We start from the raw sequence: 23827 nt of genomic DNA, 5'->3' as shown, positions 1-23827 counted from the left end.
CGCCCGGGGCCGGATCGGGGTCAGACGACCGGCGAGTAGACCCGCTCGGCCTTCTGCGTGCCGTTGAGCGTCCGGTACGAGCGGGTCCACGAGGACGTGGCGTCCTGCTTCCGCTTGTCGGACACCACGTAGTAGTCCATCTGCGAGCGCTGGGCGTCGACGTCGAGGACGCCGTAGCCGTGCGAGTCCATGTCGACCCACTTCACATGGCGGTTGGCGGCCTTGATCGCGGCCGCCGCGACCAGCGACACCGTGTGCGGGGCGACGTGGAGCATCTCGTCGAGGTTGTCGGAGGTCACCGACGTGACCACGAACTCGGTGCCCGCCGACTTCGACAGCGGATAGGTGCCCGCCTTCACCGGTACGTCGTTGGCCCACGCCATGTGGATGTCGCCGGTGAGGAAGACGGTGTTCTTGATGCCCTTGTCCACCAGGTGGCCCAGGAGTTCACGGCGGTCGTCCGTGTAGCCGTCCCACTGGTCGACGTTGATGGCGATGCCCTCCTTGGGCAGGCCGAGCAACTCCGCCAGCGGCGCGGTCAGTTCGGCCGGCAGCGCGCCGAAGGCGACCGGCGAGATCATCACCGAGGTGCCGACCAGCTGCCAGGCGGCGTCGGAGGCGGACAGTCCGGCCTTGAGCCAGTCCAGCTGGGCGCGGCCGGTGATGGTGCGCTCCGGGTCGTCCACCTTGCCGCTGCCCACGCTCGCCTGCTGCGAGCGGAAGGAGCGCAGGTCGAGCAGGTGCAGATCGGCCAGCTTGCCGTAGCGGATGCGCCGGTAGGTGGTGCCCGCGATGGAGGGGCGGACCGGCATCCACTCGAAGTACGCCTGCTTGGCGGCCGACACGCGCGCCGCCCAGTCGCCCTCGGTGCCGGGCGTGTGGTTCTCGGCCCCGCCCGACCAGGCGTCGTTGGCGAACTCGTGGTCGTCCCAGATCGCGATCACCGGGTGGGCGTGGTGCATCGCCTGGAGGTCCACGTCCGTCTTGTACTTGCCGTGCCGGGTGCGGTAGTCGGCCAGGTCGAGGATCTCGTGGGCGGGCTCGTGCTGTCGTACGACGTACTTCGCCTCCGGGTAGGCGCCCGACGCGTACTCGTAGATGTAGTCGCCCAGGTGCAGCACCGCGTCCAGGTCGGCGCGGGCGGCGAGATGACGGTAGGGGGAGAAGTAGCCGGACTCCCAGTTGGAGCAGGAGACCACGCCGAAGCGGACGTTGGCGGCCGCCGCGTCCGTGGCGGGGGCGGTCAGGGTGCGCCCGACGGGGGAGAGTACGGTGCCCGCGGCGAACCGGTACCAGTACGCGGTCGCCGGGCGCAGGCCGCGCACATCGGCCTTGACGGTGTGGTCGGACGCGGCGCTCGCGGTGGTGCGGCCCCGGGCCACGATCCGCGAGAAGCCCTTGTCCTCGGCTATCTCCCAGCTGACTTCGGTGTCCTGGCCCTTGCCGGAGCCCGGCACGGCGTCGGGAGCGGGGGTGACCCGGGTCCACAGCAGGATGCCGTCGGGCAGCGGATCGCCGGAGGCGACGCCGTGCAGGAAGGCCGGGGCCGAGGCGGAGTCCGCGACGGCGGCGGTCGCGCCGGCCACCAGGGGCGCGGCGACGACGGCGGTGGCGGCAGCGGCCTTGACGACCGTGCGGCGCGTGGGGGTTGAGGTGAATCGACTGGTCACAGCCGCACACCTTACTGATGGGTAGCGCGAACGGGCAGACTCACGGCGAATGTTTGTCTGCCCGTTCGCCCGCGGTCATCTGAGACCGCGTCACTTCTGGGGGGCTACATCAGGCTACGTCAGCCTTTGAGCGCCTTGTCGATGGCGGCGGTGAACGCCGCCGGGTCCTGCGGGGCGTTTTCGCTGCCCGCGGCCGTGATCTTCTTGCCGTCCATCTTGAGTGTGGGCGTGGCGGTCACACCGCTGTCGTCGAACTTCTTCGACATGGTGAGCGCCCACTTGTCGAACGTGCCGTCCTGCACGTCCTTCTGGAACTTGGCGTTGCCCTTGAGCGCCGGAACCGAGTCGGCGACCTGGAGCAGGTAGTCGTCGTTCTTGAACTTGTCGGTGGTCTCGGCCGGGTGCCACTTCGCCGAGTAGAGCTGCGCCTTGTACTCCATGAACGCCTCGGGGCTCACGTTGAGCGCGGCGCCCAGGGCGCTGAGCGCGTTCTTGGAGCCGGTGCCCGGGCTGCCGTTGTCGATGAAGGTGGCGCCGATGAACTGGATCTTGTACTTGCCGGCGTCGACGTCCTTCTTGACCGTGGCGCCGACCTGCTGCTCGAAGACCGAGCAGACGGGGCAGCGCGGGTCCTCGTACATCTCCAGGGTCTTCTTGGCGGTGGGCTTGCCGATGACGACGGTGGTGCCGTCGGTGCCCGTGGTGTTGGCGGGCTTGACCAGCGCCTTGTCCTTGGCCGCGTCCCACTCGCCGGGCTTGTTGGCCTGCATGACCGCGTAGCCGACGCCGCCGGCTATCGCGAGGACGCCGACGATCGAGGCGCCGACGACCACCTGGCGGCGCACCTTGTCCTTCTTGGCCTGGCGCTCGCGCTCCAGTCGCAGCCGCTCACGGGCGGCTGCCTTGTTGGCCTGGCTGTTGCGCTTGCTCATGATCGTTTTCTCCGTGTGGCAGGTAGGTCAGGTGTGAAGAAGTGCTGGGGGTGACCCTTGTGCTCGGGCCGCCGCGCTCGGGAGGGCCGTCGCTCAGACGGCGGTGAGCAGCGCGGGGCGAGGAGGTCCCCGCCGTCCCACGGAGTGCACCAGCAGCCGGGCGCGCGACGGCGGCCCCGCGCGCCGGACCGGCCGCACCCGCGCCCGTACCGGACGGATCGCGCCGCCCACCACGGCGACCGCGAGCAGCAGCGGCCGGAACGCCAGCACCCCGACCGTCCGCACGAGCCGCGCGAGGGCGGCCTCGCCGCGCCGCAGCCAGGCCGCGGCGAGCAGCCCGACCGTCACGTGCGCGGCGAGCAGCAGCCACGGCACGGCGGGGCCCGGCCCGCCGAGCAGTACGGCCGCGCTCGCCCGGGACTCGGCGACGCCGGGCAGCTCGGTGCCCACGCTCCCGCCGCACAGCACGTCCACGCCCACCGACCGCAGCGCGCCCGCGACCGGGCCGCCGGAGGGCCCGTAACAGACGTGCTGGCCGGTCGAGAAGACGGTGTCGGCGGCCAGCTCCAGCGGCACGAGCAGCCCGGCGATCGACCAGAAGCCGCGCTCGCGGCCCGCCAGCGCGTACGCGATCAGGAACACCGCACAGGCCGCGCCGGCCACCAGGGGGGCCGGCAGCGGGACGCGGGAGAGCAGGACGTGGGACGCGCTGGAGAGCGCCACGACGAGCGCCGTGAAAAGCGCCGCGCGTGCCGCTCTGAGCCGCGTCCCTGATACGTCCATCGCTGCCGAAGTCTGCCACGGCCCGCTGTTGGCGGGACCTAAGAATTCCCTGAGACTAGAGACCCGGAATCCGACCGTTACGGAACAGGTCGACGAAGATCTGGTGGTCCGCCCGGGCCCGTGCCCCGTAGCTGTGCGCGAAGTCCACCAGCAGGTGCGCGAAGCCCTCCTCGTCGGCCGCTATCGCCGCGTCGATGGCCCGCTCGGTGGAGAACGGCACCAGCTCCGAGTGGCCGCTCTCGTCGTCCGCCGCCGCGTGCATGGTGGCGGTGGCCCGGCCCAGGTCCGCGACGACAGCCGCGATCTGCTCCGACTCGTCGATGTCCGACCAGTCCAGGTCCACCGCGTACGGCGACACCTCGGCGACCAGCTGGCCCGCCCCGTCCAGCTCGGTCCAGCCCAGCCACGGGTCGGCCGCGGCCTGGAGGGCGCGCTGCGAGATCACCGTGCGGTGGCCCTCGTGCTGGAAGTAGCCGCGCACCGCCGGGTCGGTGACATGGCGGGAGACCGCCGGGGTCTGCGCCTGCTTCATGTAGATCACGACGTCGTTCTCCAGCGCGTCGCTGTGGCCCTCCAGGAGGATGTTGTACGAGGGCAGACCGGCCGAGCCGATGCCGATGCCGCGCCGCCCGACGACGTCCTTGACCCGGTAGGAGTCGGGGCGCAGCAGGCTGGAGTCCGGCAGCGTCTCCAGGTAGCCGTCGAAGGCGGCCAGCACCTTGTAGCGGGTCGCCGCGTCCAGCTCGATCGAGCCGTCGTCCTCGGAGAAGCGGCGCTCGTGCTCGCGGATCTCGGTCATCGAGTCGAGCAGCGAGAAGCGCGTACGCGCGCGTGCCGAGCGCAGCGCCCCGAGGAGCGGCCCCTCGGCCGTGTCCAGGGTGAACGAGAGCACCTCGGCCGAGTCGGGGCCCTTGGCGCCGGTGGCGAGCGCGTGGATCCGCTCGCGGTAGGCGGCGGCGTAGATCCGCACCAGCTCGGTGATCTGGTCGTCGCTGAGCGCCTTGGCGTGGCCGATCAGGGCCAGGGAGGCGGCGAAGCGCTTGAGGTCCCAGGTGAAGGGGCCCACGTACGCCTCGTCGAAATCGTTCACGTTGAAGATCAGACGGCCGTTGGCGTCCATGTACGTGCCGAAGTTCTCGGCGTGCAGATCGCCGTGGATCCACACCCGGCCGGTCTGCTCGTCCAGGAACGGCCCGCTGTGTATGTTCCCGTCGCCCCGCCCGGCGTTCTCCGCGTCCAGGTCCGCGTAGAACAGGCAGGCCGTGCCTCGGTAGAAGGCGAACGCGGAGGCCGCCATCTTGCGGAACTTGACCCGGAAGGCGGCCGGGTCGGCGGCCAGGAGCTCGCCGAAGGCGGTGCCGAAGACGGAGAGGATCTGCTCGCCGCGCTCATCGGCGGTGTGCTGCGGGACCGACATCGCCGGGTGCCTCCTGGTGCGTACGTACGGGTTGTGCGGGTGGTGACGCGCAACAATTGGGACGGGTGATTCCGCCCCTTCCAACGCGTGACCGTACCCCGGAGTGCCCGCGGGTTGTCAGTCGGCCGACGTAGACTTCCCGGTTGTCCCCTCTCCCCGAGATCCTGCTGCCGCTGGAGGCCCACGCCGTGTCGAAGCCGCCGTTCACGCACCTTCACGTCCACACCCAGTACTCGCTGCTGGACGGTGCCGCGCGGCTCAAGGACATGTTCGACGCGTGCAACGAGATGGGCATGACGCACATCGCGATGTCCGACCACGGCAACCTGCACGGGGCGTACGACTTCTTCCACTCGGCGAAGAAGGCGGGGGTCACGCCGATCATCGGCATCGAGGCGTACGTGGCCCCCGAGTCCCGCCGCAACAAGCGCAAGATCCAGTGGGGCCAGCCGCACCAGAAGCGCGACGACGTGTCCGGTTCGGGTGGTTATACGCACAAGACGATCTGGGCGGCCAACGCGACGGGCCTGCACAACCTCTTCCGCCTCTCCTCCGACGCGTACGCGGAGGGCTGGCTCCAGAAGTGGCCCCGGATGGACAAGGAGACCATCTCCCAGTGGTCGGAGGGCCTGATCGCCTCCACCGGCTGCCCCTCCGGCGAGCTCCAGACCCGGCTGCGCCTGGGGCAGTACGAGGAGGCCCGCCAGGCCGCCTCCGACTACCAGGACATCTTCGGCAAGGACCGGTACTTCCTGGAGCTGATGGACCACGGCATCGACATCGAGCGCCGGGTCCGCGACGACCTGTTGAAGATCGGCAAGGAGCTGGGCATCCCGCCGTTGGTCACCAACGACTCGCACTACACGTACGCGCACGAGGCCACCGCGCACGACGCGCTGCTGTGCATCCAGACCGGCAAGAACCTCTCGGACCCCGACCGCTTCAAGTTCGACGGCACCGGCTACTACCTGAAGTCGACCGACGAGATGTACGCGATCGACGCCTCGGACGCCTGGCAGCAGGGCTGCGCCAACACGGCCCTGGTCGCCGAGCAGATCGACGTCAGCGGCATGTTCGAGGCGAAGAACCTCATGCCGAAGTTCGACATCCCCGAGGGCTACACCGAGGTCACCTGGTTCCGCGAGGAGACCATGCGCGGGATGCACCGCCGCTTCCCGGACGGCATCCCGGACGACCGCATGAAGCAGGTCGAGTACGAGATGGACACCATCATCTCGATGGGCTTCCCGGGCTACTTCCTGGTGGTCGCCGACTTCATCATGTGGGCGAAGAAGCAGGGCATCGCGGTGGGTCCGGGCCGTGGCTCCGCGGCCGGCTCGATCGTGGCGTACGCGATGGGCATCACCGACCTCGACCCGATCCCGCACGGTCTGATCTTCGAGCGGTTCCTCAACCCCGAGCGCGTCTCCATGCCCGATGTCGACATCGACTTCGACGAGCGCAGGCGCGTCGAGGTGATCAGGTACGTGACCGAGAAGTACGGCGCCGACAAGGTCGCCATGATCGGTACGTACGGCAAGATCAAGGCGAAGAACGCGATCAAGGACTCGGCCCGCGTCCTCGGTTACCCGTACGCGATGGGCGACCGCCTCACCAAGGCGATGCCCGCCGACGTCCTCGGCAAGGGCATCGACCTCAACGGCATCACCGACCCCAAGCACCCGCGCTACAGCGAGGCGGGCGAGATCCGGTCGATGTACGAGAACGAGCCGGACGTGAAGAAGGTCATCGACACCGCCAAGGGCGTCGAGGGCCTGGTCCGGCAGATGGGTGTGCACGCGGCCGGCGTGATCATGTCCAGCGAGACCATTACCGAGCACGTCCCGGTGTGGGTGCGCCACACCGACGGCGTGACCATTACCCAGTGGGACTATCCGAGCTGTGAGTCGCTCGGCCTGCTGAAGATGGACTTCCTGGGTCTGCGCAACCTGACGATCATGGACGACGCCGTCAAGATGGTGAAGTCCAACAAGGGGATCGACATCGATCTCCTCAGCCTGCCGCTGGACGACCCCACGACCTTCGAGCTGCTCCAGCGCGGCGACACCCTCGGCGTCTTCCAGTTCGACGGTGGGCCCATGCGGTCCCTGCTGCGGCTGATGAAGCCCGACAACTTCGAAGACATCTCCGCCGTGTCCGCGCTCTACCGGCCGGGCCCGATGGGCATGAACTCGCACACGAACTACGCGCTGCGCAAGAACAAGCAGCAGGAGATCACCCCGATCCACCCCGAGCTGGAGGAGCCGCTCGAAGAGGTCCTGGCGGTCACCTACGGCCTGATCGTCTACCAGGAGCAGGTCCAGAAGGCCGCCCAGATCATCGCCGGGTACTCGCTCGGCGAGGCCGACATCCTCCGTCGCGTCATGGGCAAGAAGAAGCCCGAGGAGCTGGCGAAGAACTTCGTCATCTTCGAGGCCGGCGCCAAGAAGAAGGGCTTCAGCGACGAGGCCATCAAGGCGCTCTGGGACGTCCTGGTGCCCTTCGCCGGATACGCGTTCAACAAGGCGCACTCCGCCGCGTACGGCCTCGTCTCGTACTGGACCGCCTACCTCAAGGCGAACTACCCCGCCGAGTACATGGCGGCGCTGCTGACCTCGGTCAAGGACGACAAGGACAAGTCGGCGGTCTACCTCAACGAGTGCCGCCGCATGGGCATCAAGGTGCTGCCGCCCAACGTCAACGAGTCCGAGTCCAACTTCTCGGCGCAGGGCGACGACGTGATCCTCTTCGGCCTGACCGCGGTGCGCAACGTCGGTCAGAACGTGGTGGACTCGATCATCAAGTCCCGCAAGGCGAAGGGGAAGTACACCTCGTTCCCCGACTTCCTCGACAAGGTCGAGGCGGTCGTCTGCAACAAGCGGACCGTCGAATCGCTGATCAAGGCCGGCGCCTTCGACGAGATGAAGCACACCCGCAAGGGCCTCACCGCGCAGTTCGAGCCGATGATCGACAACGTGGTGCAGGTCAAGCGCAAGGAGGCCGAGGGCCAGTTCGACCTCTTCGGGGGGATGGGCGACCCCGACGACGACTCCTCCGAGCCGGGCTTCGGCCTGGACGTCGAGTTCTCCGACGTCGAGTGGGAGAAGTCCTACCTGCTCGCCCAGGAGCGGGAGATGCTCGGTCTGTACGTGTCGGACCACCCGCTCTTCGGTCTGGAGCACGTGCTCTCCGACAAGACCGACTCCTCCATCCAGCAGCTCACCGGAGGTGAGCACGCGGACGGCGCGGTGGTGACGATCGGCGGCATCATCTCCGGCCTGCAGCGCAAGATGACCAAGCAGGGCAACGCCTGGGCGATCGCCACGGTGGAGGACCTGGCGGGCTCCATCGAGTGCATGTTCTTCCCGGCGACCTACCAGCTGGTCTCCACCCAGCTCGTCGAGGACGCGGTGGTGTTCGTCAAGGGCCGGCTCGACAAGCGCGAGGACATCCCGCGCCTGGTCGCCATGGAGCTGCAGGTGCCGGACCTGTCCTCGGCGGGCACCAACGCACCGGTGGTGCTCACCATCCCGACGGTGAAGGTGACCCCCCCGATGATCAGCCGGCTGGGCGAGATTCTCGGCCACCACAAGGGCAACACCGAAGTGCGGATCAAGCTCCAGGGGCCGCGCAAGACCACGGTGCTGCGGCTCGACCGGCACCGGGTCCAGCCGGACCCGGCTCTCTTCGGCGATCTTAAGGTGCTGCTCGGTCCGTCCTGTCTGGCGGGCTGACCGGCGGCGGACTGACCGACTGCGGAATTTCTCTTTCATACGGAAGGGGCGCGTCCAATAGGGCGCGCCCCTTCCGCATTTGTGTGCCTGGTGTGCGGCGAATTATCAGTTGTGACCGAAGCGACGCTGGTGCTTACGGGCAACATCGGCCGGGCTGCCCTGCGCCTGGGTCTGGGGCATGCCCTGCGACTCCATCGCCGACTTCTGCGCTTCCTGCTGACCGCGCTCAGCCTGCGAAGGGGCCTGCTGCTTACGGCCGGACTTGTTCTTGGCCATGGTGATGCCTCCTGGGGGGACTAGGGTCCAGGGCCGCTGCCAGCCTCACACGTCATGACAAAGAGCGCATTTCAGACGATTACCATGCGTAGTTGTCCGTAAGGGATGCGGATGTAAGGGTTCGCCACGCCGATGATCGAGTTCCGGCCGTTAACCCTTGCAGGGTCGGGCAGACTCGAAGGAAACCCGAAGTCCGTTCCCTGATCTCTCGATCTCCTGCACTCTTATCTCCCTGATCTCCTTTGCCTCTGATCTTTTGATTTTTCAAGGTTCTGAAAGAGGGTGGAACGCGTGGACCGCTGCGTCGTCCTTGTGGATGCGGGTTACTTGTTGGGCGCGGCCGCGAGCCTTCTGGCCGGAGAGCCTGCCCGTTCACGGATCACCGTCGACCACGCCGCCCTGATCCAGGCGCTGCGCGAGCGGGCGGAGGCCGACACCGAGCAGCCGCTGCTGCGGATCTACTGGTTCGACGGCGCCCCCGACCGGGTGCCCCAGCCGGAACACCGCAGGCTGCGGGTGATGTCCCGGGTGACGGTCCGGCTGGGCGCACTGACCCGCAGCGACGGGCGGTGGGCTCAGAAGGGCGTCGACGCGGCGATGCACGCCGAGCTCACCGAGCTGGCCAGAAATCGCGCCTGCTCGGACGTCGTGCTGGTGACCGGCGACGGCGATCTGCTGCCCGGTCTGATGTCGGCCAAGGAGCACGGCGTCGCCGTGCACCTGTGGGCCGTGCAGGCCGCCGACGGCGACTACAACCAGTCCGAGGACCTGGTGGCCGAGGCCGACGAACGGCGGGTGCTCGACCGCGCCTGGATCACCCAGGCGGTCCGGGTCAAGGAACTCAGCACCATGTACGCCCCGGCCGCGGCCCCCCGCCCGGAGATCGCCGCCATCCTCTCCGCCCCGCTGCCCGAGTCCGCGCTCGCCGCCTCCGCCGAGCGGGCCGCCGAGGCCCAGGCCGCGGCCGTACGCAACGGGACGGCGCAGCCCGCGGCGGCGGCCGTCGCCAACGGCACGGCGGTCGCCCCCGCCCCCGGCACCCCGGTCAAGGGCGTGCCCACCCCCAAGGACCTGGCGAGCCTGCGCGGGCCCGGCGCCACCGCCCAGGCCCCCTCGCCGCACGCCCCGCACGCGACCCTGCGCTGGTCCTCCGACAAAGGGTGGGTCGAGCGCCCCGGCTCCGCGCTCGGCGAGTCCCCGGAGACCGCCTCGCTGCCCACCCTCGCCCAGCTGACCAGCGCCGAGCAGCGCTGGGCGGACCGCGAGGAGGACATCACCACGGTCGGCGGCGACCCGTACGAGGTGGGGCAGGTCTTCGCGCGCCGCTGGATGGAGCGCCTGCCGGAGACCGCCCACGTCCAGAAGCTGTCCACCATGTACCCGCGCATTCCGCACCGCATCGACGGCGAACTCCTGCGGTACGCGGCGCGGTTCGGGCTGCTCGCCCACAAGGACGACCAGATCGACGAGCACGACCGGTACGCGATCCGGGCGGGCTTCTGGCGGGAGATCGACGTCAGGGCGGCGGCGGAGCGGGCGCCGGTGGGGGAGTAGGACGCGGCGGGGCAGGGCGGCGGGCAGCGCCCCGCGCCCCTCGCCCCGGACGCCCGGGGCGAACCGGACTGTTCGGCTCCTCGGTGCCGGTCGTTCGGCGAAGGGAACTAACGGGGGTCCGGGGGCGGAGCCGCCCGGCCGACCCCGTAGGCTCGTTGTCCGTGAGTACCGGCACAGCAGCGGCGCGGGCCGGCACCGTTTGCGCGGTGCGGGGCCTCACCAAGACGTACCCAGCCGCGCGCGGACGACGCGGCTCGGCCGGTACGCCCGAGATCAGGGCCACCGACGGGATCGACCTCGACGTGGGACGCGGCGAGATCTTCGGCCTGCTCGGGCCCAACGGCGCGGGCAAGTCGACCCTGGTACGCCAGCTCACCGGGCTGATGCGGCCGGACTCCGGCACCGTCGACGTCCTCGGCCACGACCTGGTGCGCCACCCCGAACGGGCCGCCCGGCTGATCGGCTACCTCGGGCAGGAGTCCACCGCCCTGGACGAGCTGACCGTGTCGCTCGCCGCCGAGACCACCGGCCGGCTGCGCGGGCTCACCGCCCGTGACGCACGCGCCGAGCGCGACGCCGTACTGGAGGAGCTCGGGCTGACCGCGCTCGCCGGGCGGCCGCTCAAGAAGCTCTCCGGCGGACAGCGGCGGCTCGCCTGCTTCGCCGCCGTGCTCGTCGGCGACCGGCCCGTGCTGGTCCTCGACGAGCCGACCACCGGCATGGACCCGATCGCCCGGCGGGCCGTCTGGGCCGCCGTCGACCGCCGCCGGGCCGAGCGCGGCGCGACCGTGCTGCTGGTCACCCACAACGTCATCGAGGCCGAGACCGTGCTCGACCGGGTCGCCGTCCTCGACCGTGGCAAGGTCATCGCCTGCGACACCCCGGCGGGCCTCAAGGAACGGGTCGCCTCCGAGGTCCGGGTCGAGCTGGTGTGGCGCGAGCGGGCGCCCGTCGAGCTGCCCGAGGTCGCGGCGCTGCGCGCGGACGCGCAGGAATCCGGGCGGCGCTGGGTGCTGCGGCTCGGCCCCGACGCCGCGCGCGCCGCCGTCGCGGCGGTCACCGGCGGGCCCGCGTTCGCCGCCCTCGACGACTTCACCCTGGCCACGCCGAGCCTGGAAGACGTCTACCTCGCCCTCGGCGGCCGTATGGAAGGTCTGGTGAAGGCGTGAGCGCGATTCCCCTGGAGGTTTCCGTGGAGGCTCCCCCGGAGGCGGTCGCCGCCCCGGCGGCGGACCGGGCCGGGACCGCCGCGCCGCTCGCGCCCCGGGCGCGGCTGCTGCCCGCCCTCGCGGCCGTCTACCGGGCCCAGCTCTCCCGGGCCAAGGTGGCCCGTATCCCGCTGCTGTTCGTGGCGACCTTCCAGTCGATCGGGATCATGGTCCTGATGCGGGGGGTCGTGGACGGCGGGAGCGAGGCGCGGGCCGTGGTCGCCGGGTCGAGCGTGCTCGTGGTCGCCTTCGTCGCGCTCAACCTGCTCGCGCAGTACTTCGGGCAGCTGCGGGCGGGCGGCGGGCTCGACCACTACGCGACGCTGCCGGTGCCGCCCGCGTCCGTGGTGCTCGGGACGGCCGCCGCGTACGCGTCGTTCACGGTGCCGGGGACGCTGGTGACGGCGGTCACCGGCTGCGTGCTCTTCGGACTTCCGCTCGCTCACCTGTGGGTCCTGGCGGCGGTCATCCCGCTGGCGGGCGCCGCGCTCTCCGGGCTCGGCGCGGCCCTCGGGCTGCTGGCCCCGCGCCAGGAACTGGCCACCCTGCTCGGCCAGTTGGGCATGTCGGCGGCGCTGCTGCTCGGCGTCCTGCCGGCCGACCGGCTGCCCGGACCGATCGCGTACGCACGTGATCTGCTGCCTTCCACCTACGGGGTGGAGGCCTTCGCGCACAGCTTCGGCGGGCACCCCGACTGGGCCGTCATCGGGCTCGACCTCGCGGTCTGCGCGGGCGTCGGGGTCGCCTCGCTGCTCGTGGCCACCTGGGCGTACCGTCGGGCGGCGGTCTCCCGGTGAGGCGCCGTACAGGAGCGCCTGGCACGATGGCGTGGTGACCGCACCTCTGACGCCGCCTCACCAGCAGCCACCGGACGACAACGCCTGGCAGAACTCCGCACACCCCGGTTCCGGGCCGGGTGTCCCCGTACGGGAGGAGGGCCCCGCGATGAAGACGGAGCTGCGGGATGCCGTGATCGCGGCGGTCGCGGTAACGGTCATGGGCGTGCTGCTCGGGCTGCTGTGGGTGTGGCTGGCGCCGCGGGTGCCGCTCGTCTCCGACGACAAGGCCGTGTTCCTCAAGGACACGGAGGGCGAGGAGGCGATCGGGGCGGACGGAACGTTCATCCTGCTCGCGCTGGGGTTCGGGGTGGTGTGCGCGGCCGCCGTCTTCCTGCTGCGCAGACGCGGCGGCATTCCGCTGGTGGCCGGGCTCGCCGTGGGCGGGCTCCTCGGGTCCTGGCTGGCCTGGCGGGTCGGGGTGTGGCTGGGGCCCACGCAGGACGTGGTGGCGGCGGCGCGGGCGGCGGGCAAGGGGGTCGTGTTCGACGCGCCCCTGAAGCTGAACGCGAAGGGGGCGCTGCTGGCGTGGCCGGTGGCGGCGATGGGTACGCACCTGGCCCTGACAGCGCTGTTCGCTCCGCGAGACCCGGAGCCGTGGCCTCCCACGGAGCTGTAGGCCCCACTGAGGTGGCGTTCCCGGGGGCTTCGCCCCCGGACCCCGGGGTCTGCGTTCGTCTGTGGGCCCGCCCCCAACTGGTCGCGCCCACGCGGCGGAGCCGCACATGTCACAGCCCCGCGCCCCTAAATGCGCCCCTTCGGGGCGCCCTCCAGGGGCGCGGGGAACTGCGCGAGCAACCCAGCACGGTCCGCAGCCGAAGCACCCAGCCGCCCGGCCAGGGCTTCAGGGAAGGGGCGGGGTGGGGAAAAACTACGCCGGCCGGCGGCCGTGGTTCGCTCGGCCTTTCCTGACGCGCCACTTCCGCTTGCGGGTTCGTTTCGACATGGGGGCAACGTGCTCGCCCATGAGCGATGTGTCCAGGGCGGTTACCGGACAACAGCAGAGTCAGCCGCGCGCCACCGGCGCCAGCACCGCGTCCGTCAGCGCCACCAGATCCCCGGGGGACAGCTCGACCTCCAGCCCCCGCCGCCCCGCCGAGACACAGATCGTGGCGTGCGAGGACGCCGACGCGTCCACGACCGTGCGCAGGCGGCGCCGCTGGCCCAGCGGCGAGATGCCGCCCCGGACGTACCCCGTGGTCCGCTCCGCCGCCGCCGGATCCGCCATCGCCGCCCGCTTGCCCCCGACCGCCGCCGCCAGCGCCTTCAGGTCGAGAGAGCCCGCGACCGGGACCACCGCCACGGTCAGCTCGCCGTCGACGTCCGCCACCAGCGTCTTGAAGACGCGGTCGGGGGAGACGCCGAGCGCCGCCGCCGCCTCCTCGCCGTAGGACGGGGTCGACGGGTCGTGCTCGTAGGCGTGCACCGTGAACTCCGTGCCCGCCGCCGTCAGCGCCACCGTCGCCGGGGTGCCGCCTGCCGACTTCTTCTTCGCCAACGAACCGTTCCCTTACCTCAGTTGGGGCTCGTGGGGGAGCGCGTCAGGTCCACCGCGGGGAGCGACGGGAGATGGCGGATCACCGCCGTCTCCGCGCGCAGCAGCTTCAGCTCCTCACGCAGCCGCGTCGCCGTGTCCGGCGCCTGCAGCAGCCGCTGCTTCGCCGGGACGTCGAGCACCGCGGCCGCCGCCACCAGGTACGACACCACCGACGGCTCGTCGGGGAGTTCGGCCGAGCCGGTCACCGACCGCTCGCGGGCGCCCGCCAGCCGCTTCTGGTACGCGCGGAACGCCCGCAGCACGCCCTCCGCCAGCGCCCCCGCCTCCTCGCCCGGCTCCTCGGGCAGCTCCTCCAGCTCGGCCGTCAGATACGGGCCGCTCGCATCCACCGAGAGGAGCTTCACCCGGGCCGTGCCCGTGGCCAGGACCTCGAAGCTGCCGTCCGCGCGCTCCCGGATCGTCGCCGCGTCCGCGATGCACCCCACCTGGTGGAACGCCTGGATCGGGTCGGGGCCGAACCCGGCCGCTGGGCCCTTCTCCGGAACCGCCGTCTGGTCGGGCATCCCGGGGCCGGTCGGCGCGACCTCCCGGCCGTCACGGATCGCGACCACGGCGAACCGGCGCGGCTCGTCGGAGTCGGAGCCGGCGCCGGAGTCCGGGCCGGACTTCAGCAGATCGCGCATCATGGCGCGATAACGCTCCTCGAACACGTTCAGCGGCAGGACGAGCCCGGGGAACAGGACCGAGTTGAGCGGAAAGAGGGGGAGGCGAGCGGTGGTCACAACGCTCAAGCGTAATGGTCGCCGGACCCGCTGCGTCCGGGCTTCCCCAGCGCACCCGCGCCCGGCAGCCCGGCGGCCCGTCCGGAGGCCTTCTGCGGGGCCCGGCCCGGGGGCTGCCCGGGGGCGCCGACGGGCCCGGCCGGGATGCCGGCCGGGCCGCGTTCGCGCCCCGGCGGCGTCCGCGCCGCCACCTGCCGGCGCACCCCGTCGCGCAGCTCCGTGAACCGGCCCAGCGGGTCGTCGTCGAGCCGCGCCCACGGGAAGGCCGTGGCATAGGGCCCGATACGGCGGAACTGCTCCAGCGCCTCCTCCCACCGCTCCCGTACGACCAGGACGTACGCCAGCAGATTGCGCACCTCGGCGGGCCACGGGTCGCCCGGCTCGTACGCCGCGGAGAGCGCGATGGCGAGGTCCGCCGCCGCGTCGATCCGGTCGCGGAACAACTCCCGCGGGCTCTGGCGGCCGGTCGGCGCCCCGCCCCCGTCGGCGGCCAGGCAGGCGAACGCCGCCCGCACCGGCAGCGCCTGGACGAGGGAGCCGGGCAGCGCGTCCGCCGCGGCCTCCTCGGCGAAGCCGAAGCACTCCCGGTGCGAGCCGTACCACTGCGCCGAGAGGTACTGGAGCGCGGCCACATGGCAGCCGTAGTGGTGCGAGGAGCGGCCGACCGCCTCCGCCCACAGCGACTCGAAGGCGGTGTGCGGCGCATGGGTGCCGCGCGCGTGGTCGAGCGCGATGCGCCACGGCACCGGGTCGGCGGGCTCGGCCGAGGCCGCCGCGTCGATCAGCGGCGCGATCTCGCGCAGCAGCTCGGCGCGGGCGGGCGAGCCCCACGCCCGTACGATCGCCAGCTCCGCCTTGACCAGCAGGGCGTCCGGGTCCCTGGGCGCGGCGGCCAGCCAGTCGGCGAGCCAGTCGGGGCGGCTGACCGCGAAGGCGGCGAGCCGCATCGTGTAGCGGTCGCGGTTCTCCCACTCGGCCGACTCGCGGGTGGTGGCGAGGAGCTCGGCCGCCCCCGCGTACTCGCCCCGGGCGGCGGCGACGAGCGCGGGGCCGAGCCGTCCGTCGGGCGCGTCGAGGAGCAGTTCCTCGTCGCCCGGGAGGTCGGTGGCGAGGTGCGGGGTGTGCCTGACCGCGCGGACGGCACGGAGCAGGGCGCGTACGAATGACATGGTGCGAACCATTCAAAACCGCAGGTCGGAGCTCCGCCAGTGGTGTGCGGTGAAGAGTGTGTGGCGGCCGTGACGGTTGTACGGGGGCGGGTCAAGGACCGGCAAATTTCAGCCACGTCGCAGCAGCCGCGAGGCCCCTGCCGCCACCGTCGTCGCCAGGATCCAGCCGAGCACGATGAGCACCGCCGAGACCCACTGCCAGCCGCCGTGCAGCTTCCAGTAGCCGTCCTGGCCGAGATTGATCACCGGTACGAGCAGATCCAGGGCGTAGAGGGAGGCGTTCCAGTCCGGGTGCTCGTCCGCCTTGATCGGCTGCGGGTCGTAGTGCGAGAACGCCAGCGCGCCCATCGCCCAGAGCACCGCCATCCACAGCGCCGCCCGGCCCGGCCGGTAGCCGTAGGCCACGGTCACGTCCTGGAGCACGCCCCACAGCTTCCCCGCGGGCGGCAGCGTCTCGCGGCGCCGGCGCTGCTTGGCGAGCAGCACCTCGCGCGCGTCCGCGTCCTCGCCGCTGTTGCGCAGCACGGTGGCGAGCCGCTCGTACGGCTCCGGTGCGTACTCCGGAGTCGCCGCCGTCACCCACTCCAGCCGTCTGGCCAGCGGGAACAGGCCGCGCGGAATCAGGTTGTCGTAGCTGAAGCCGCCCATCGCGAGCCCGCCGGGCCCCGGCCAGCTCGTCGACATGTCGACCAGGTTCACCACCCGCGCACCCGACAGCACCACCCGGCCCCGCTCCGGCCGCTCGCCGAGGAAGCGCAGCTCTGGCGTCTGCACCCGGCGCAGCGACAGCTCCTGGTAGTCCCGCATCACGAAGCGCGCGCTCTGGAAGTCGACGGCGTCCCCGAACCGGCCGTCGTCCAGGCGCAGCCCGCCCTCGCAGACGAACGGCTGGACCCGGGTGCCCCGGGCGGGCGTGCCCGCGTTGTAGTTCGTCCCGTACGGCGGAGTCGTGGTCTCGGTGGTGCCGGGCGAGACGGCCGCCGCCGTCATGTAGAGCGTCCGCTCCACGGTCAGCTGGGGCGCGTTCAGCGCGCGCCGCCCCTCCGGGTTGACCAGACGGCTGCCGCGCAGGCTCAGCGTCACCCCGACCGTCGCCGCGCGCAGGCTCACCTCCCCGTACGACTCGATCAACTCGGCCTGGAGGTCCTGGGCGACCGAGAGGCCGTCCGCCGCGATCGAGCGGCCCTTGCGGTCGGCGCGGATCACCGCCTCGTTGAGCAGCAGATCGGTGCCGATGTGGGCGTCGGTGAGCCGGATGCCGCGGGCGATCCGGCAGCGCGGCAGATGCAGATCGCCCTCGGTCTGGAGCCGGGCCGCCTCGACGCGCGGGATCGAGCAGTTGACCATCCGCACGGTGGTCACCCGGCACTCCGGCAGCAGCACCTCGCCCTCGAAGCGGCAGTTGTTCAGCTCCACGTACGGGGTGACCGTGCCGCCCGACAGATTGAGGGTGCCGATGATCTGCACGCCGTTCAGCTTCAGCGCCGCGACCCGGCCGGGCAGCGCGGGCGGCCCGTTGAGCAGCAGCAGCGCCACCGCTCGTGCCTTCACATGGCGCTCGGGCCCCCAGACGCGCCCGGAGAACGGGTCGTCCCGCACCCGGTTGCGGGTGCGCAGGTCGTAGCTGCCGCCGTTGCGGAAGGCCTCCCACATCCCCAGCTCCACCGGACTGAACCAGTCCGGCGCCACGCTGGCCTCCGGCGCGTCGGTCACTGCCGTCCCCCTGTCCCCTGCTCGCCCCGCGCGGTCCGCGTGCCGATGTACGTGCGTGTGTAACGCAGTGAACGCTAGTGGTCACGGGCGGGGTGCGGGGCGGGCGGGACACGTATCAGCCAGTGATACGGGCGACCAGTGGCGCGAAGCCGTCTGAGAGAATTGGTTCCGTGATCTCTCGAATCGATCTGCGCGGCAACGCCCTCCCCGAGGGTGGCGCCCTGCGCGACCTGCTGCCCCGTGCCGAGTTCGACGTGGAAGCCGCCCTGGCGAAGGTGCGGCCCATCTGCGAGGACGTGCATCATCGCGGCACGGCGGCGCTGATCGAGTACGCGGAGAAGTTCGACGGAGTGACCCTGGAGCGGATCCGGGTGCCCGCCGAGGCGCTCGCCGAGGCCCTGGAGCAGCTCGACCCGCGGGTCAGGGCGGCCCTTGAGGAGTCCATCCGGCGCGCCAGGACCGTCCACCGCGCCCAGCGCCGCAGCGAGCACACCGTCCAGGTGGTGCCCGGCGGCACGGTCACCGAGAAGTGGGTGCCGGTCGAGCGCGTGGGGCTCTACGCGCCGGGCGGCCGGTCGGTGTACCCGTCGTCCGTGGTCATGAACGTGGTCCCGGCCCAGGAGGCGGGCGTCGAGTCCATCGCGCTGGCCTCCCCGCCGCAGAAACCCCGCTTTGAAGGAGACACAGCCGGCGGACTGCCGCACCCGACGATCCTCGCCGCGTGCGCGCTGCTCGGCGTCGACGAGGTGTACGCGGTGGGCGGCGCCCAGGCCGTCGCGATGTTCGCGTACGGCACCTCCGGACCCGACGCGTGTGCGCCCGCGAACATGGTGACCGGCCCCGGCAACATCTGGGTCGCCGCCGCCAAGCGCTACTTCGCGGGCCGTATCGGCATCGACACCGAGGCCGGACCGACCGAGATCGCCGTGCTCGCGGACGAGACCGCCGACCCGGCGCACGTCGCCGCCGACCTGATCAGCCAGGCCGAGCACGACCCGATGGCGGCCGCCGTCCTGGTCACCGACTCCGTGGCGCTCGCCGAGGCCGTCGAGCGAGAGCTGGAGCCGCAGGTCGCGGCCACCAAGCACGTCGAGGACCGGATCAAGCCCGCGCTGGCCGGCAAGCAGTCCGCGATCGTCCTGGTGGACAGCCTGGAGGAGGGCCTCAAGGTGGTCGACGCGTACGGCGCCGAGCACCTGGAGATCCAGACCGCCGACGCCGCCGCCGTGGCCGGCCGGGTCCGCAACGCCGGCGCGATCTTCGTCGGCCCGTGGGCGCCGGTCTCGCTCGGCGACTACTGCGCGGGCTCCAACCACGTGCTGCCCACCGGCGGCTGCGCCTGCCACTCCTCGGGCCTGTCGGTCCAGTCCTTCCTCAAGGGCATCCACATCGTCGACTACAGCCGGGACGCCCTCGCCGAGGTCACCCACCACGTGGTCACGCTCGCCGAGGCCGAGGACCTGCCCGCGCACGGGGCCGCGCTCAAGGCGAGGTTCGGATGGAAGGTGCCGGGCCAGTGACCGAGAACCAGCGCTTCACCCTGGACGACCTGCCCGTCCGCGACGAACTGCGCGGCAAGTCCCCCTACGGCGCGCCGCAGCTCGACGTGCCCGTCCAGCTCAACACCAACGAGAACCCGTACCCGCTGCCCGAGCCGCTGGTCGCGCGGATCGCGGAGCGCGTGGCCGAGGCCGCGCGCGGGCTCAACCGCTACCCCGACCGGGACGCGGTGGAGCTGCGCACCGAGCTCGCCCGCTACCTCACCCGCACCGGCGGCCACACCGTCGGCGTCGAGAACGTATGGGCGGCCAACGGCTCCAACGAGGTCATCCAGCAGCTGCTCCAGACCTTCGGGGGGCCCGGCCGCACCGCCATCGGCTTCGAGCCCTCGTACTCGATGCACGGCCTCATCGCGCGCGGCACCGGCACCGGCTGGATCTCCGGGCCGCGGGGCGAGGACTTCACGATCGACGTGGCGGCCGCCGAGAAGGCGATCGCCGAGAACCGGCCGGACGTCGTCTTCATCACCTCGCCCAACAACCCCACCGGCACGGCGGTCGGGGCCGAAACCGTCCTCGCGCTGTACGAGGCCGCGCAGGCCGCCAAGCCGTCCCTGGTGGTCGTCGACGAGGCGTACGTCGAGTTCAGCCACCGCGCCTCGCTGCTGCCGCTCATCGAGGGCCGCCCCCACCTGGTCGTCTCGCGGACCATGTCCAAGGCCTTCGGCGCGGCCGGGCTGCGCCTCGGCTACCTCGCCGCGCACCCGGCGGTGGTCGACGCGGTCCAGCTGGTGCGCCTGCCGTACCACCTCTCCGCCGTCACCCAGGCGACCGCGCTCGCGGCCCTGGAGCACACCGACACGCTGCTCGGCTACGTCCAGCAGCTCAAGCGGGAGCGGGACCGGCTGGTCACCGAGTTGCGGACGGCCGGGTACGAGGTGACCGACTCGGACGCCAACTTCGTCCAGTTCGGCCGCTTCGAGGACTCGCACACCGCCTGGCAGCGGATCCTCGACCAGGGGGTCCTGGTCCGTGACAACGGAGTGCCCGGGTGGCTGCGCGTCACCGCCGGCACCCCGCCCGAGAACGACGCGTTCCTGGACGCGGTCCGCCAACTCAAGAAGGAGCAGAGCGCATGAGCCGCGTCGGCCGTGTCGAACGCACCACCAAGGAGACGTCCGTCCTCGTCGAGATCAACCTTGACGGGACCGGGAAGGTCGACGTGTCGACGGGAGTCGGGTTCTACGACCACATGCTCGACCAGCTCGGCCGCCACGGCCTCTTCGACCTCACGGTCAAGACCGACGGCGACCTGCACATCGACTCGCACCACACCATCGAGGACACCGCCCTCGCGCTCGGCGCCGCCTTCAAGCAGGCGCTCGGCGACAAGGTCGGCATCTATCGCTTCGGCAACTGCACGGTCCCTCTCGACGAGTCCCTCGCCCAGGTGACCGTGGACCTCTCCGGCCGTCCGTACCTGGTGCACACCGAGCCCGAGAACATGGCGCCGATGATCGGCGAGTACGACACCACGATGACCCGGCACATCCTGGAGTCCTTCGTGGCGCAGGCGCAGATCGCCCTGCACGTCCACGTCCCGTACGGACGCAACGCGCACCACATCGTGGAGTGCCAGTTCAAGGCGCTGGCCCGGGCCCTGCGCTACGCGTCCGAGCACGACCCGCGTGCCGCGGGCATTCTTCCTTCGACCAAGGGCGCGCTGTGAACGGCCTCAACTCCATCCTGATCGTCCTCGGGCTCTTCCTCGCGGGCGGTGTCTACTCCTTCGTCAAGCAGGACATGTCCAAGAGCCTGATCACGCTCCTGGCGATCAGCTCGGCGCTCTGCCTGGCCGCGGGCGTCCTCCGGCTGGAGGTGTGGAATTGAGCACGGGCGCTTCCGGTAAGAAGGTCGTGGTCTTCGACTACGGCTTCGGTAACGTGCGCTCCGCCGAGCGCGCCCTCGCCCACGTCGGCGCGGACGTCGAGATCACCCGCGACTACGACACGGCCATGAACGCCGACGGGCTGCTCGTCCCCGGCGTCGGCGCCTTCTCGGCCTGTATGCGGGGGCTGCGCGAGGCGCGCGGCCACTGGATCGTGGGCCGGCGCCTGTCGGGCGGGCGCCCGGTGATGGGCATCTGCGTCGGCATGCAGATCCTCTTCACCAACGGCATCGAGCACGGTGTGGAGACCGAGGGCCTGGACGAGTGGCCCGGCACGGTCGGCCCGCTCAAGGCGCCGGTCGTCCCGCACATGGGCTGGAACACGGTCAAGGCCCCCGAGGACAGCGAGCTGTTCGCGGGCCTGGACGAGGAGGCCCGGTTCTACTTCGTGCACTCGTACGCCGTGCACGACTGGAGCCTGGAGGTCACCAACCCCAAGATCCGCGCCCCCAGGGTCACCTGGGCCACCCACGGCGAGCCGTTCGTGGCCGCGGTGGAGAACGGCGCGCTGTGGGCGACCCAGTTCCACCCCGAGAAGTCCGGCGACGCCGGCGCCCAGCTGCTGACCAACTGGATCGGAACCCTGTGATGTCTTCCGCGAAGCCCTCCGCGCCCACCGCGAAGCTCGAACTGCTTCCCGCCGTCGACGTCCGCGACGGCCAGGCCGTCCGCCTCGTCCACGGCGAGTCCGGCTCGGAGACCTCCTACGGCTCCCCGCTCCAGGCGGCGCTCGCCTGGCAGGCCTCCGGCGCCGAGTGGCTGCACCTGGTGGACCTCGACGCGGCCTTCGGCACCGGTGACAACCGCGCGCTGATCGCCGAGGTCGCGGGCGCGATGGACATCAAGGTGGAGCTGTCCGGCGGCATCCGCGACGACGCCTCCCTGGAGGCCGCGCTCGCCACCGGCTGCCGCCGCGTCAACCTGGGCACCGCGGCCCTGGAGACCCCTCAGTGGGTCGCCAAGGTCATCGCCGAGTACGGCGACAGGATCGCGGTCGGTCTCGACGTACGGGGCACGACCCTGCGCGGCCGCGGCTGGACCCGCGACGGCGGCGACCTCTACGAGACGCTCGCGCGCCTCGACTCCGAGGGCTGCGCGCGGTACGTGGTGACCGACATCGCCAAGGACGGTACGCTCACCGGCCCCAACCTGGAGCTGCTGCGCAACGTCTGCGCCGCCACCGACAAGCCGGTGGTGGCCTCGGGCGGCGTCTCCTCGCTCGACGACCTGCGGGCGATCGCGCAGCTCGTGGGGCAGGGTGTGGAGGGCGCCATCGTGGGCAAGGCCCTGTACGCGAAGGCGTTCACCCTCGAAGAAGCCCTGGAGGCTGTGTCCCGATGAGCGATGTACGGCGTGTGCAGAGTGACGTTCCCAGCCCCTGGGAGGACTCGATCGGCTTCGCGCGCGCCGTCGCCGCGGGCGACCATGTGCACGTCGCCGGCACCACGCCGTTCAGGGGCACGGTGCTGTACGGCGAGGGCGACCCGTACGAGCAGGCCAAGGTGGCCTTCTCGAACGCCCTCGCCGCGCTCGCGGAGTTCGGGCTCGGGGCCGAGTCCGTGGTCCGCACCCGGATGTACCTGACCCACGCACGGGACATCGACGAGGCGGGCAGGGCCCACAAGGAGCTCTTCGGCACCGTCCGTCCGGCGGCCACGCTGGTCATCGTGGCCGGTCTGGTCGACCCGCGCATGCTGGTCGAGGTGGAAGTAGACGCTTACCGAGGCGCCCCGGGCGGCGCCCCCGAAGGAGCCCCCGCATGACCCTCGCGGTCCGAGTCATCCCCTGCCTGGACGTCGACAACGGCCGGGTGGTGAAGGGTGTCAACTTCCAGAACCTGCGCGACGCGGGTGACCCGGTCGAGATGGCCAAGCTGTACGACGCCGAGGGCGCGGACGAGCTGACGTTCCTGGACATCACGGCGTCCTCGGGCAACCGCGAGACGACGTACGACGTGGTGCGGCGCACCGCCGAGCAGGTGTTCATCCCGCTGACGGTGGGCGGCGGGGTCCGCTCGGCGCAGGACGTGGACAAGCTGCTGCGGGCCGGGGCGGACAAGGTGGGCGTCAACACGGCGGCGATCGAGCGGCCCGAGCTGATCCGCGAGATCGCGGAGCGCTTCGGCCGCCAGGTGCTCGTGCTGTCGGTCGACGCACGCCGTACCCCGTCCGGCTCCTTCGAGGTGACGACCCACGGCGGGCGCCGGGGGACCGGCCTCGACGCGGTGGAGTGGGCGCACCGGGCCGCGGAGCTGGGGGCGGGGGAGATCCTGCTGAACTCGATGGACGCGGACGGGACGAAGGACGGGTACGACGTCGAAATGATCTCGGCGGTGCGCCGCGAGGTGTCGGTGCCGGTGATCGCGTCCGGTGGCGCGGGGCGGCTCGCGGACTTCGCGCCGGCGGTGGCGGCGGGGGCGGACGCGGTTCTGGCGGCGTCGGTGTTCCACTTCGGGGACTTGCGGATCGGGGATGTGAAGGGGGCGCTGCGGGCCGCGGGGCACCCGGTGCGCTAGCCCTCCGGGGGGGGGTGAGGTGGGTTTCCCGGGGGCTGCGCCCCCGGCCCCCGTGGCGGGGCCTGCGGCCCCTGCACCCCGCTCCCGGGGCTCCGCCCCCGGCCCCCGTTTGTCTGCGGACCGTGCTGGGCTGGTCGCGCAGTTCCCCGCGCCCCTAAAGATGCGGCGTGCGGCGACCCGCAACCCCCAGACCCGGGCCCCCCGTTTGTCTGCGGACCGTGCTGGGCTGGTCGCGCAGTTCCCCGCGCCCCTAAAGGGTGCGGGGTGCGGCGACCGCAACCCCCCCAGGGGCG

22 protein-coding genes are annotated in these 23827 nt (G+C 71.5%); 13 read left to right on the top strand and 9 right to left on the bottom strand.

Features of this window, described 5'->3' with window-relative positions; genetic code table 11:
* Positions 1 to 20: 20 nt before the first annotated feature.
* The 4 genes from AB0G17_RS31840 to AB0G17_RS31825 all read right to left on the bottom strand — a co-directional run bounded on the left by AB0G17_RS31840 (position 21) and on the right by AB0G17_RS31825 (position 4802).
* Positions 21 to 1670 carry an alkaline phosphatase D family protein gene (locus AB0G17_RS31840; protein WP_361390191.1) on the bottom strand — a complete coding sequence of 550 codons (1650 nt, stop codon included), beginning with the start codon at positions 1668 to 1670 and terminating at the stop codon, positions 21 to 23.
* Positions 1671 to 1789: 119 nt separating this feature from the next.
* Complete coding sequence (locus AB0G17_RS31835) at positions 1790 to 2602, bottom strand: thioredoxin domain-containing protein (RefSeq protein ID WP_361390189.1); 813 nt, start codon at positions 2600 to 2602, stop codon at positions 1790 to 1792.
* Between the two features lie 93 nt (positions 2603 to 2695).
* Positions 2696 to 3385 (bottom strand): hypothetical protein, encoded by a 690-nt coding sequence (locus AB0G17_RS31830; RefSeq protein WP_361390187.1) that lies wholly within the window; start codon positions 3383 to 3385, stop codon positions 2696 to 2698.
* 55 nt (positions 3386 to 3440) lie between these two features.
* Complete coding sequence (locus AB0G17_RS31825; RefSeq protein ID WP_361390185.1) at positions 3441 to 4802, bottom strand: DUF2252 domain-containing protein; 1362 nt, start codon at positions 4800 to 4802, stop codon at positions 3441 to 3443.
* A 188-nt stretch (positions 4803 to 4990) separates the two neighbouring features.
* Between AB0G17_RS31825 and dnaE the strand changes: the two genes are divergently transcribed.
* Complete coding sequence (dnaE, locus tag AB0G17_RS31820) at positions 4991 to 8536, top strand: DNA polymerase III subunit alpha (protein ID WP_361390258.1); 3546 nt, start codon at positions 4991 to 4993, stop codon at positions 8534 to 8536.
* A 105-nt stretch (positions 8537 to 8641) separates the two neighbouring features.
* Here dnaE and AB0G17_RS31815 read toward each other — a convergent pair whose 3' ends face one another.
* Positions 8642 to 8812: a hypothetical protein gene (locus tag AB0G17_RS31815; RefSeq protein ID WP_361390183.1), complete on the bottom strand. Its 171-nt coding sequence runs from the start codon at positions 8810 to 8812 to the stop codon at positions 8642 to 8644.
* 282 nt (positions 8813 to 9094) lie between these two features.
* Here AB0G17_RS31815 and AB0G17_RS31810 point away from each other — a divergent pair, with 282 nt between their 5' ends.
* The 4 genes from AB0G17_RS31810 to AB0G17_RS31795 all read left to right on the top strand — a co-directional run bounded on the left by AB0G17_RS31810 (position 9095) and on the right by AB0G17_RS31795 (position 13029).
* Entirely contained in the window at positions 9095 to 10366 is a 1272-nt protein-coding gene (locus tag AB0G17_RS31810) for an NYN domain-containing protein (RefSeq protein ID WP_361390181.1), read from the top strand.
* A gap of 161 nt (positions 10367 to 10527) precedes the next feature.
* A complete protein-coding gene (locus tag AB0G17_RS31805) occupies positions 10528 to 11535 on the top strand; it encodes an ABC transporter ATP-binding protein (protein WP_361390179.1) in 1008 nt (335 codons plus the stop codon).
* Positions 11536 to 11558: 23 nt separating this feature from the next.
* Complete coding sequence (locus AB0G17_RS31800) at positions 11559 to 12371, top strand: ABC transporter permease (protein WP_361390256.1); 813 nt, start codon at positions 11559 to 11561, stop codon at positions 12369 to 12371.
* A 34-nt stretch (positions 12372 to 12405) separates the two neighbouring features.
* Positions 12406 to 13029 (top strand): DUF2567 domain-containing protein, encoded by a 624-nt coding sequence (locus AB0G17_RS31795; RefSeq protein WP_361390177.1) that lies wholly within the window; start codon positions 12406 to 12408, stop codon positions 13027 to 13029.
* 387 nt (positions 13030 to 13416) lie between these two features.
* Here AB0G17_RS31795 and ybaK read toward each other — a convergent pair whose 3' ends face one another.
* The 4 genes from ybaK to AB0G17_RS31775 all read right to left on the bottom strand — a co-directional run bounded on the left by ybaK (position 13417) and on the right by AB0G17_RS31775 (position 17512).
* A complete protein-coding gene (gene ybaK / locus AB0G17_RS31790; protein WP_361390175.1) occupies positions 13417 to 13908 on the bottom strand; it encodes a Cys-tRNA(Pro) deacylase in 492 nt (163 codons plus the stop codon).
* Positions 13909 to 13925: 17 nt separating this feature from the next.
* On the bottom strand, positions 13926 to 14690 hold the full coding sequence (locus AB0G17_RS31785; protein ID WP_361390173.1) for an LON peptidase substrate-binding domain-containing protein: 765 nt from the start codon (positions 14688 to 14690) through the stop codon (positions 13926 to 13928).
* A 5-nt stretch (positions 14691 to 14695) separates the two neighbouring features.
* Positions 14696 to 15871, bottom strand: coding sequence for a hypothetical protein (locus AB0G17_RS31780; protein WP_361390171.1), 1176 nt, complete (start codon positions 15869 to 15871; stop codon positions 14696 to 14698).
* 96 nt (positions 15872 to 15967) lie between these two features.
* Complete coding sequence (locus AB0G17_RS31775) at positions 15968 to 17512, bottom strand: oxidoreductase (protein WP_361390254.1); 1545 nt, start codon at positions 17510 to 17512, stop codon at positions 15968 to 15970.
* Positions 17513 to 17742: 230 nt separating this feature from the next.
* Between AB0G17_RS31775 and hisD the strand changes: the two genes are divergently transcribed.
* The 8 genes from hisD to hisF are packed head-to-tail and all read left to right on the top strand — an operon-like array spanning position 17743 to position 23534.
* Complete coding sequence (gene hisD / locus AB0G17_RS31770) at positions 17743 to 19092, top strand: histidinol dehydrogenase (RefSeq protein ID WP_361390169.1); 1350 nt, start codon at positions 17743 to 17745, stop codon at positions 19090 to 19092.
* On the top strand, positions 19089 to 20210 hold the full coding sequence (locus AB0G17_RS31765) for a histidinol-phosphate transaminase (protein WP_361390167.1): 1122 nt from the start codon (positions 19089 to 19091) through the stop codon (positions 20208 to 20210). The genes hisD and AB0G17_RS31765 overlap by 4 nt, the downstream gene beginning before the upstream one ends.
* Positions 20207 to 20800 carry an imidazoleglycerol-phosphate dehydratase HisB gene (hisB, locus tag AB0G17_RS31760; protein WP_361390165.1) on the top strand — a complete coding sequence of 198 codons (594 nt, stop codon included), beginning with the start codon at positions 20207 to 20209 and terminating at the stop codon, positions 20798 to 20800. The genes AB0G17_RS31765 and hisB overlap by 4 nt, the downstream gene beginning before the upstream one ends.
* Positions 20797 to 20961 (top strand): hypothetical protein, encoded by a 165-nt coding sequence (locus AB0G17_RS31755; protein ID WP_358834508.1) that lies wholly within the window; start codon positions 20797 to 20799, stop codon positions 20959 to 20961. Before hisB ends, AB0G17_RS31755 begins: the two co-directional genes overlap by 4 nt.
* Entirely contained in the window at positions 20952 to 21608 is a 657-nt protein-coding gene (gene hisH / locus AB0G17_RS31750) for an imidazole glycerol phosphate synthase subunit HisH (protein WP_361390163.1), read from the top strand. The genes AB0G17_RS31755 and hisH overlap by 10 nt, the downstream gene beginning before the upstream one ends.
* Positions 21608 to 22360: a bifunctional 1-(5-phosphoribosyl)-5-((5-phosphoribosylamino)methylideneamino)imidazole-4-carboxamide isomerase/phosphoribosylanthranilate isomerase PriA gene (priA, locus tag AB0G17_RS31745; RefSeq protein ID WP_361390161.1), complete on the top strand. Its 753-nt coding sequence runs from the start codon at positions 21608 to 21610 to the stop codon at positions 22358 to 22360. The genes hisH and priA overlap by 1 nt, the downstream gene beginning before the upstream one ends.
* Positions 22357 to 22782 carry a RidA family protein gene (locus AB0G17_RS31740; protein ID WP_361390159.1) on the top strand — a complete coding sequence of 142 codons (426 nt, stop codon included), beginning with the start codon at positions 22357 to 22359 and terminating at the stop codon, positions 22780 to 22782. The genes priA and AB0G17_RS31740 overlap by 4 nt, the downstream gene beginning before the upstream one ends.
* Positions 22779 to 23534 (top strand): imidazole glycerol phosphate synthase subunit HisF, encoded by a 756-nt coding sequence (gene hisF, locus AB0G17_RS31735; RefSeq protein WP_361390157.1) that lies wholly within the window; start codon positions 22779 to 22781, stop codon positions 23532 to 23534. The genes AB0G17_RS31740 and hisF overlap by 4 nt, the downstream gene beginning before the upstream one ends.
* Positions 23535 to 23827: the final 293 nt, after the last annotated feature.

The organism is Streptomyces sp. NPDC023838 (assembly GCF_040639555.1).
Taxonomy (GTDB): Bacteria; Actinomycetota; Actinomycetes; order Streptomycetales; family Streptomycetaceae; genus Streptomyces.
Note: the sequence above shows the minus strand (reverse complement) of the source record. Positions and strands in the feature narration are given on the sequence as shown.

What these genes read in the sequence shown, in the direction of transcription:
- AB0G17_RS31835 (WP_361390189.1), bottom strand. Translation starts at nt 2,602, where the DNA reads ATGAGCAAGCGCAACAGCCAGGCCAACAAGGCAGCCGCCCGTGAGCGG.
- AB0G17_RS31830 (WP_361390187.1), bottom strand. Translation starts at nt 3,385, where the DNA reads ATGGACGTATCAGGGACGCGGCTCAGAGCGGCACGCGCGGCGCTTTTC.
- AB0G17_RS31825 (WP_361390185.1), bottom strand. Translation starts at nt 4,802, where the DNA reads ATGTCGGTCCCGCAGCACACCGCCGATGAGCGCGGCGAGCAGATCCTC.
- AB0G17_RS31815 (WP_361390183.1), bottom strand. Translation starts at nt 8,812, where the DNA reads ATGGCCAAGAACAAGTCCGGCCGTAAGCAGCAGGCCCCTTCGCAGGCT.
- AB0G17_RS31780 (WP_361390171.1), bottom strand. Translation starts at nt 15,871, where the DNA reads ATGGTTCGCACCATGTCATTCGTACGCGCCCTGCTCCGTGCCGTCCGC.
- AB0G17_RS31775 (WP_361390254.1), bottom strand. Translation starts at nt 17,512, where the DNA reads ATGTGGGAGGCCTTCCGCAACGGCGGCAGCTACGACCTGCGCACCCGC.
- hisB (WP_361390165.1), top strand. Translation starts at nt 20,207, where the DNA reads ATGAGCCGCGTCGGCCGTGTCGAACGCACCACCAAGGAGACGTCCGTC.
- priA (WP_361390161.1), top strand. Translation starts at nt 21,608, where the DNA reads ATGTCTTCCGCGAAGCCCTCCGCGCCCACCGCGAAGCTCGAACTGCTT.
- AB0G17_RS31740 (WP_361390159.1), top strand. Translation starts at nt 22,357, where the DNA reads ATGAGCGATGTACGGCGTGTGCAGAGTGACGTTCCCAGCCCCTGGGAG.
- hisF (WP_361390157.1), top strand. Translation starts at nt 22,779, where the DNA reads ATGACCCTCGCGGTCCGAGTCATCCCCTGCCTGGACGTCGACAACGGC.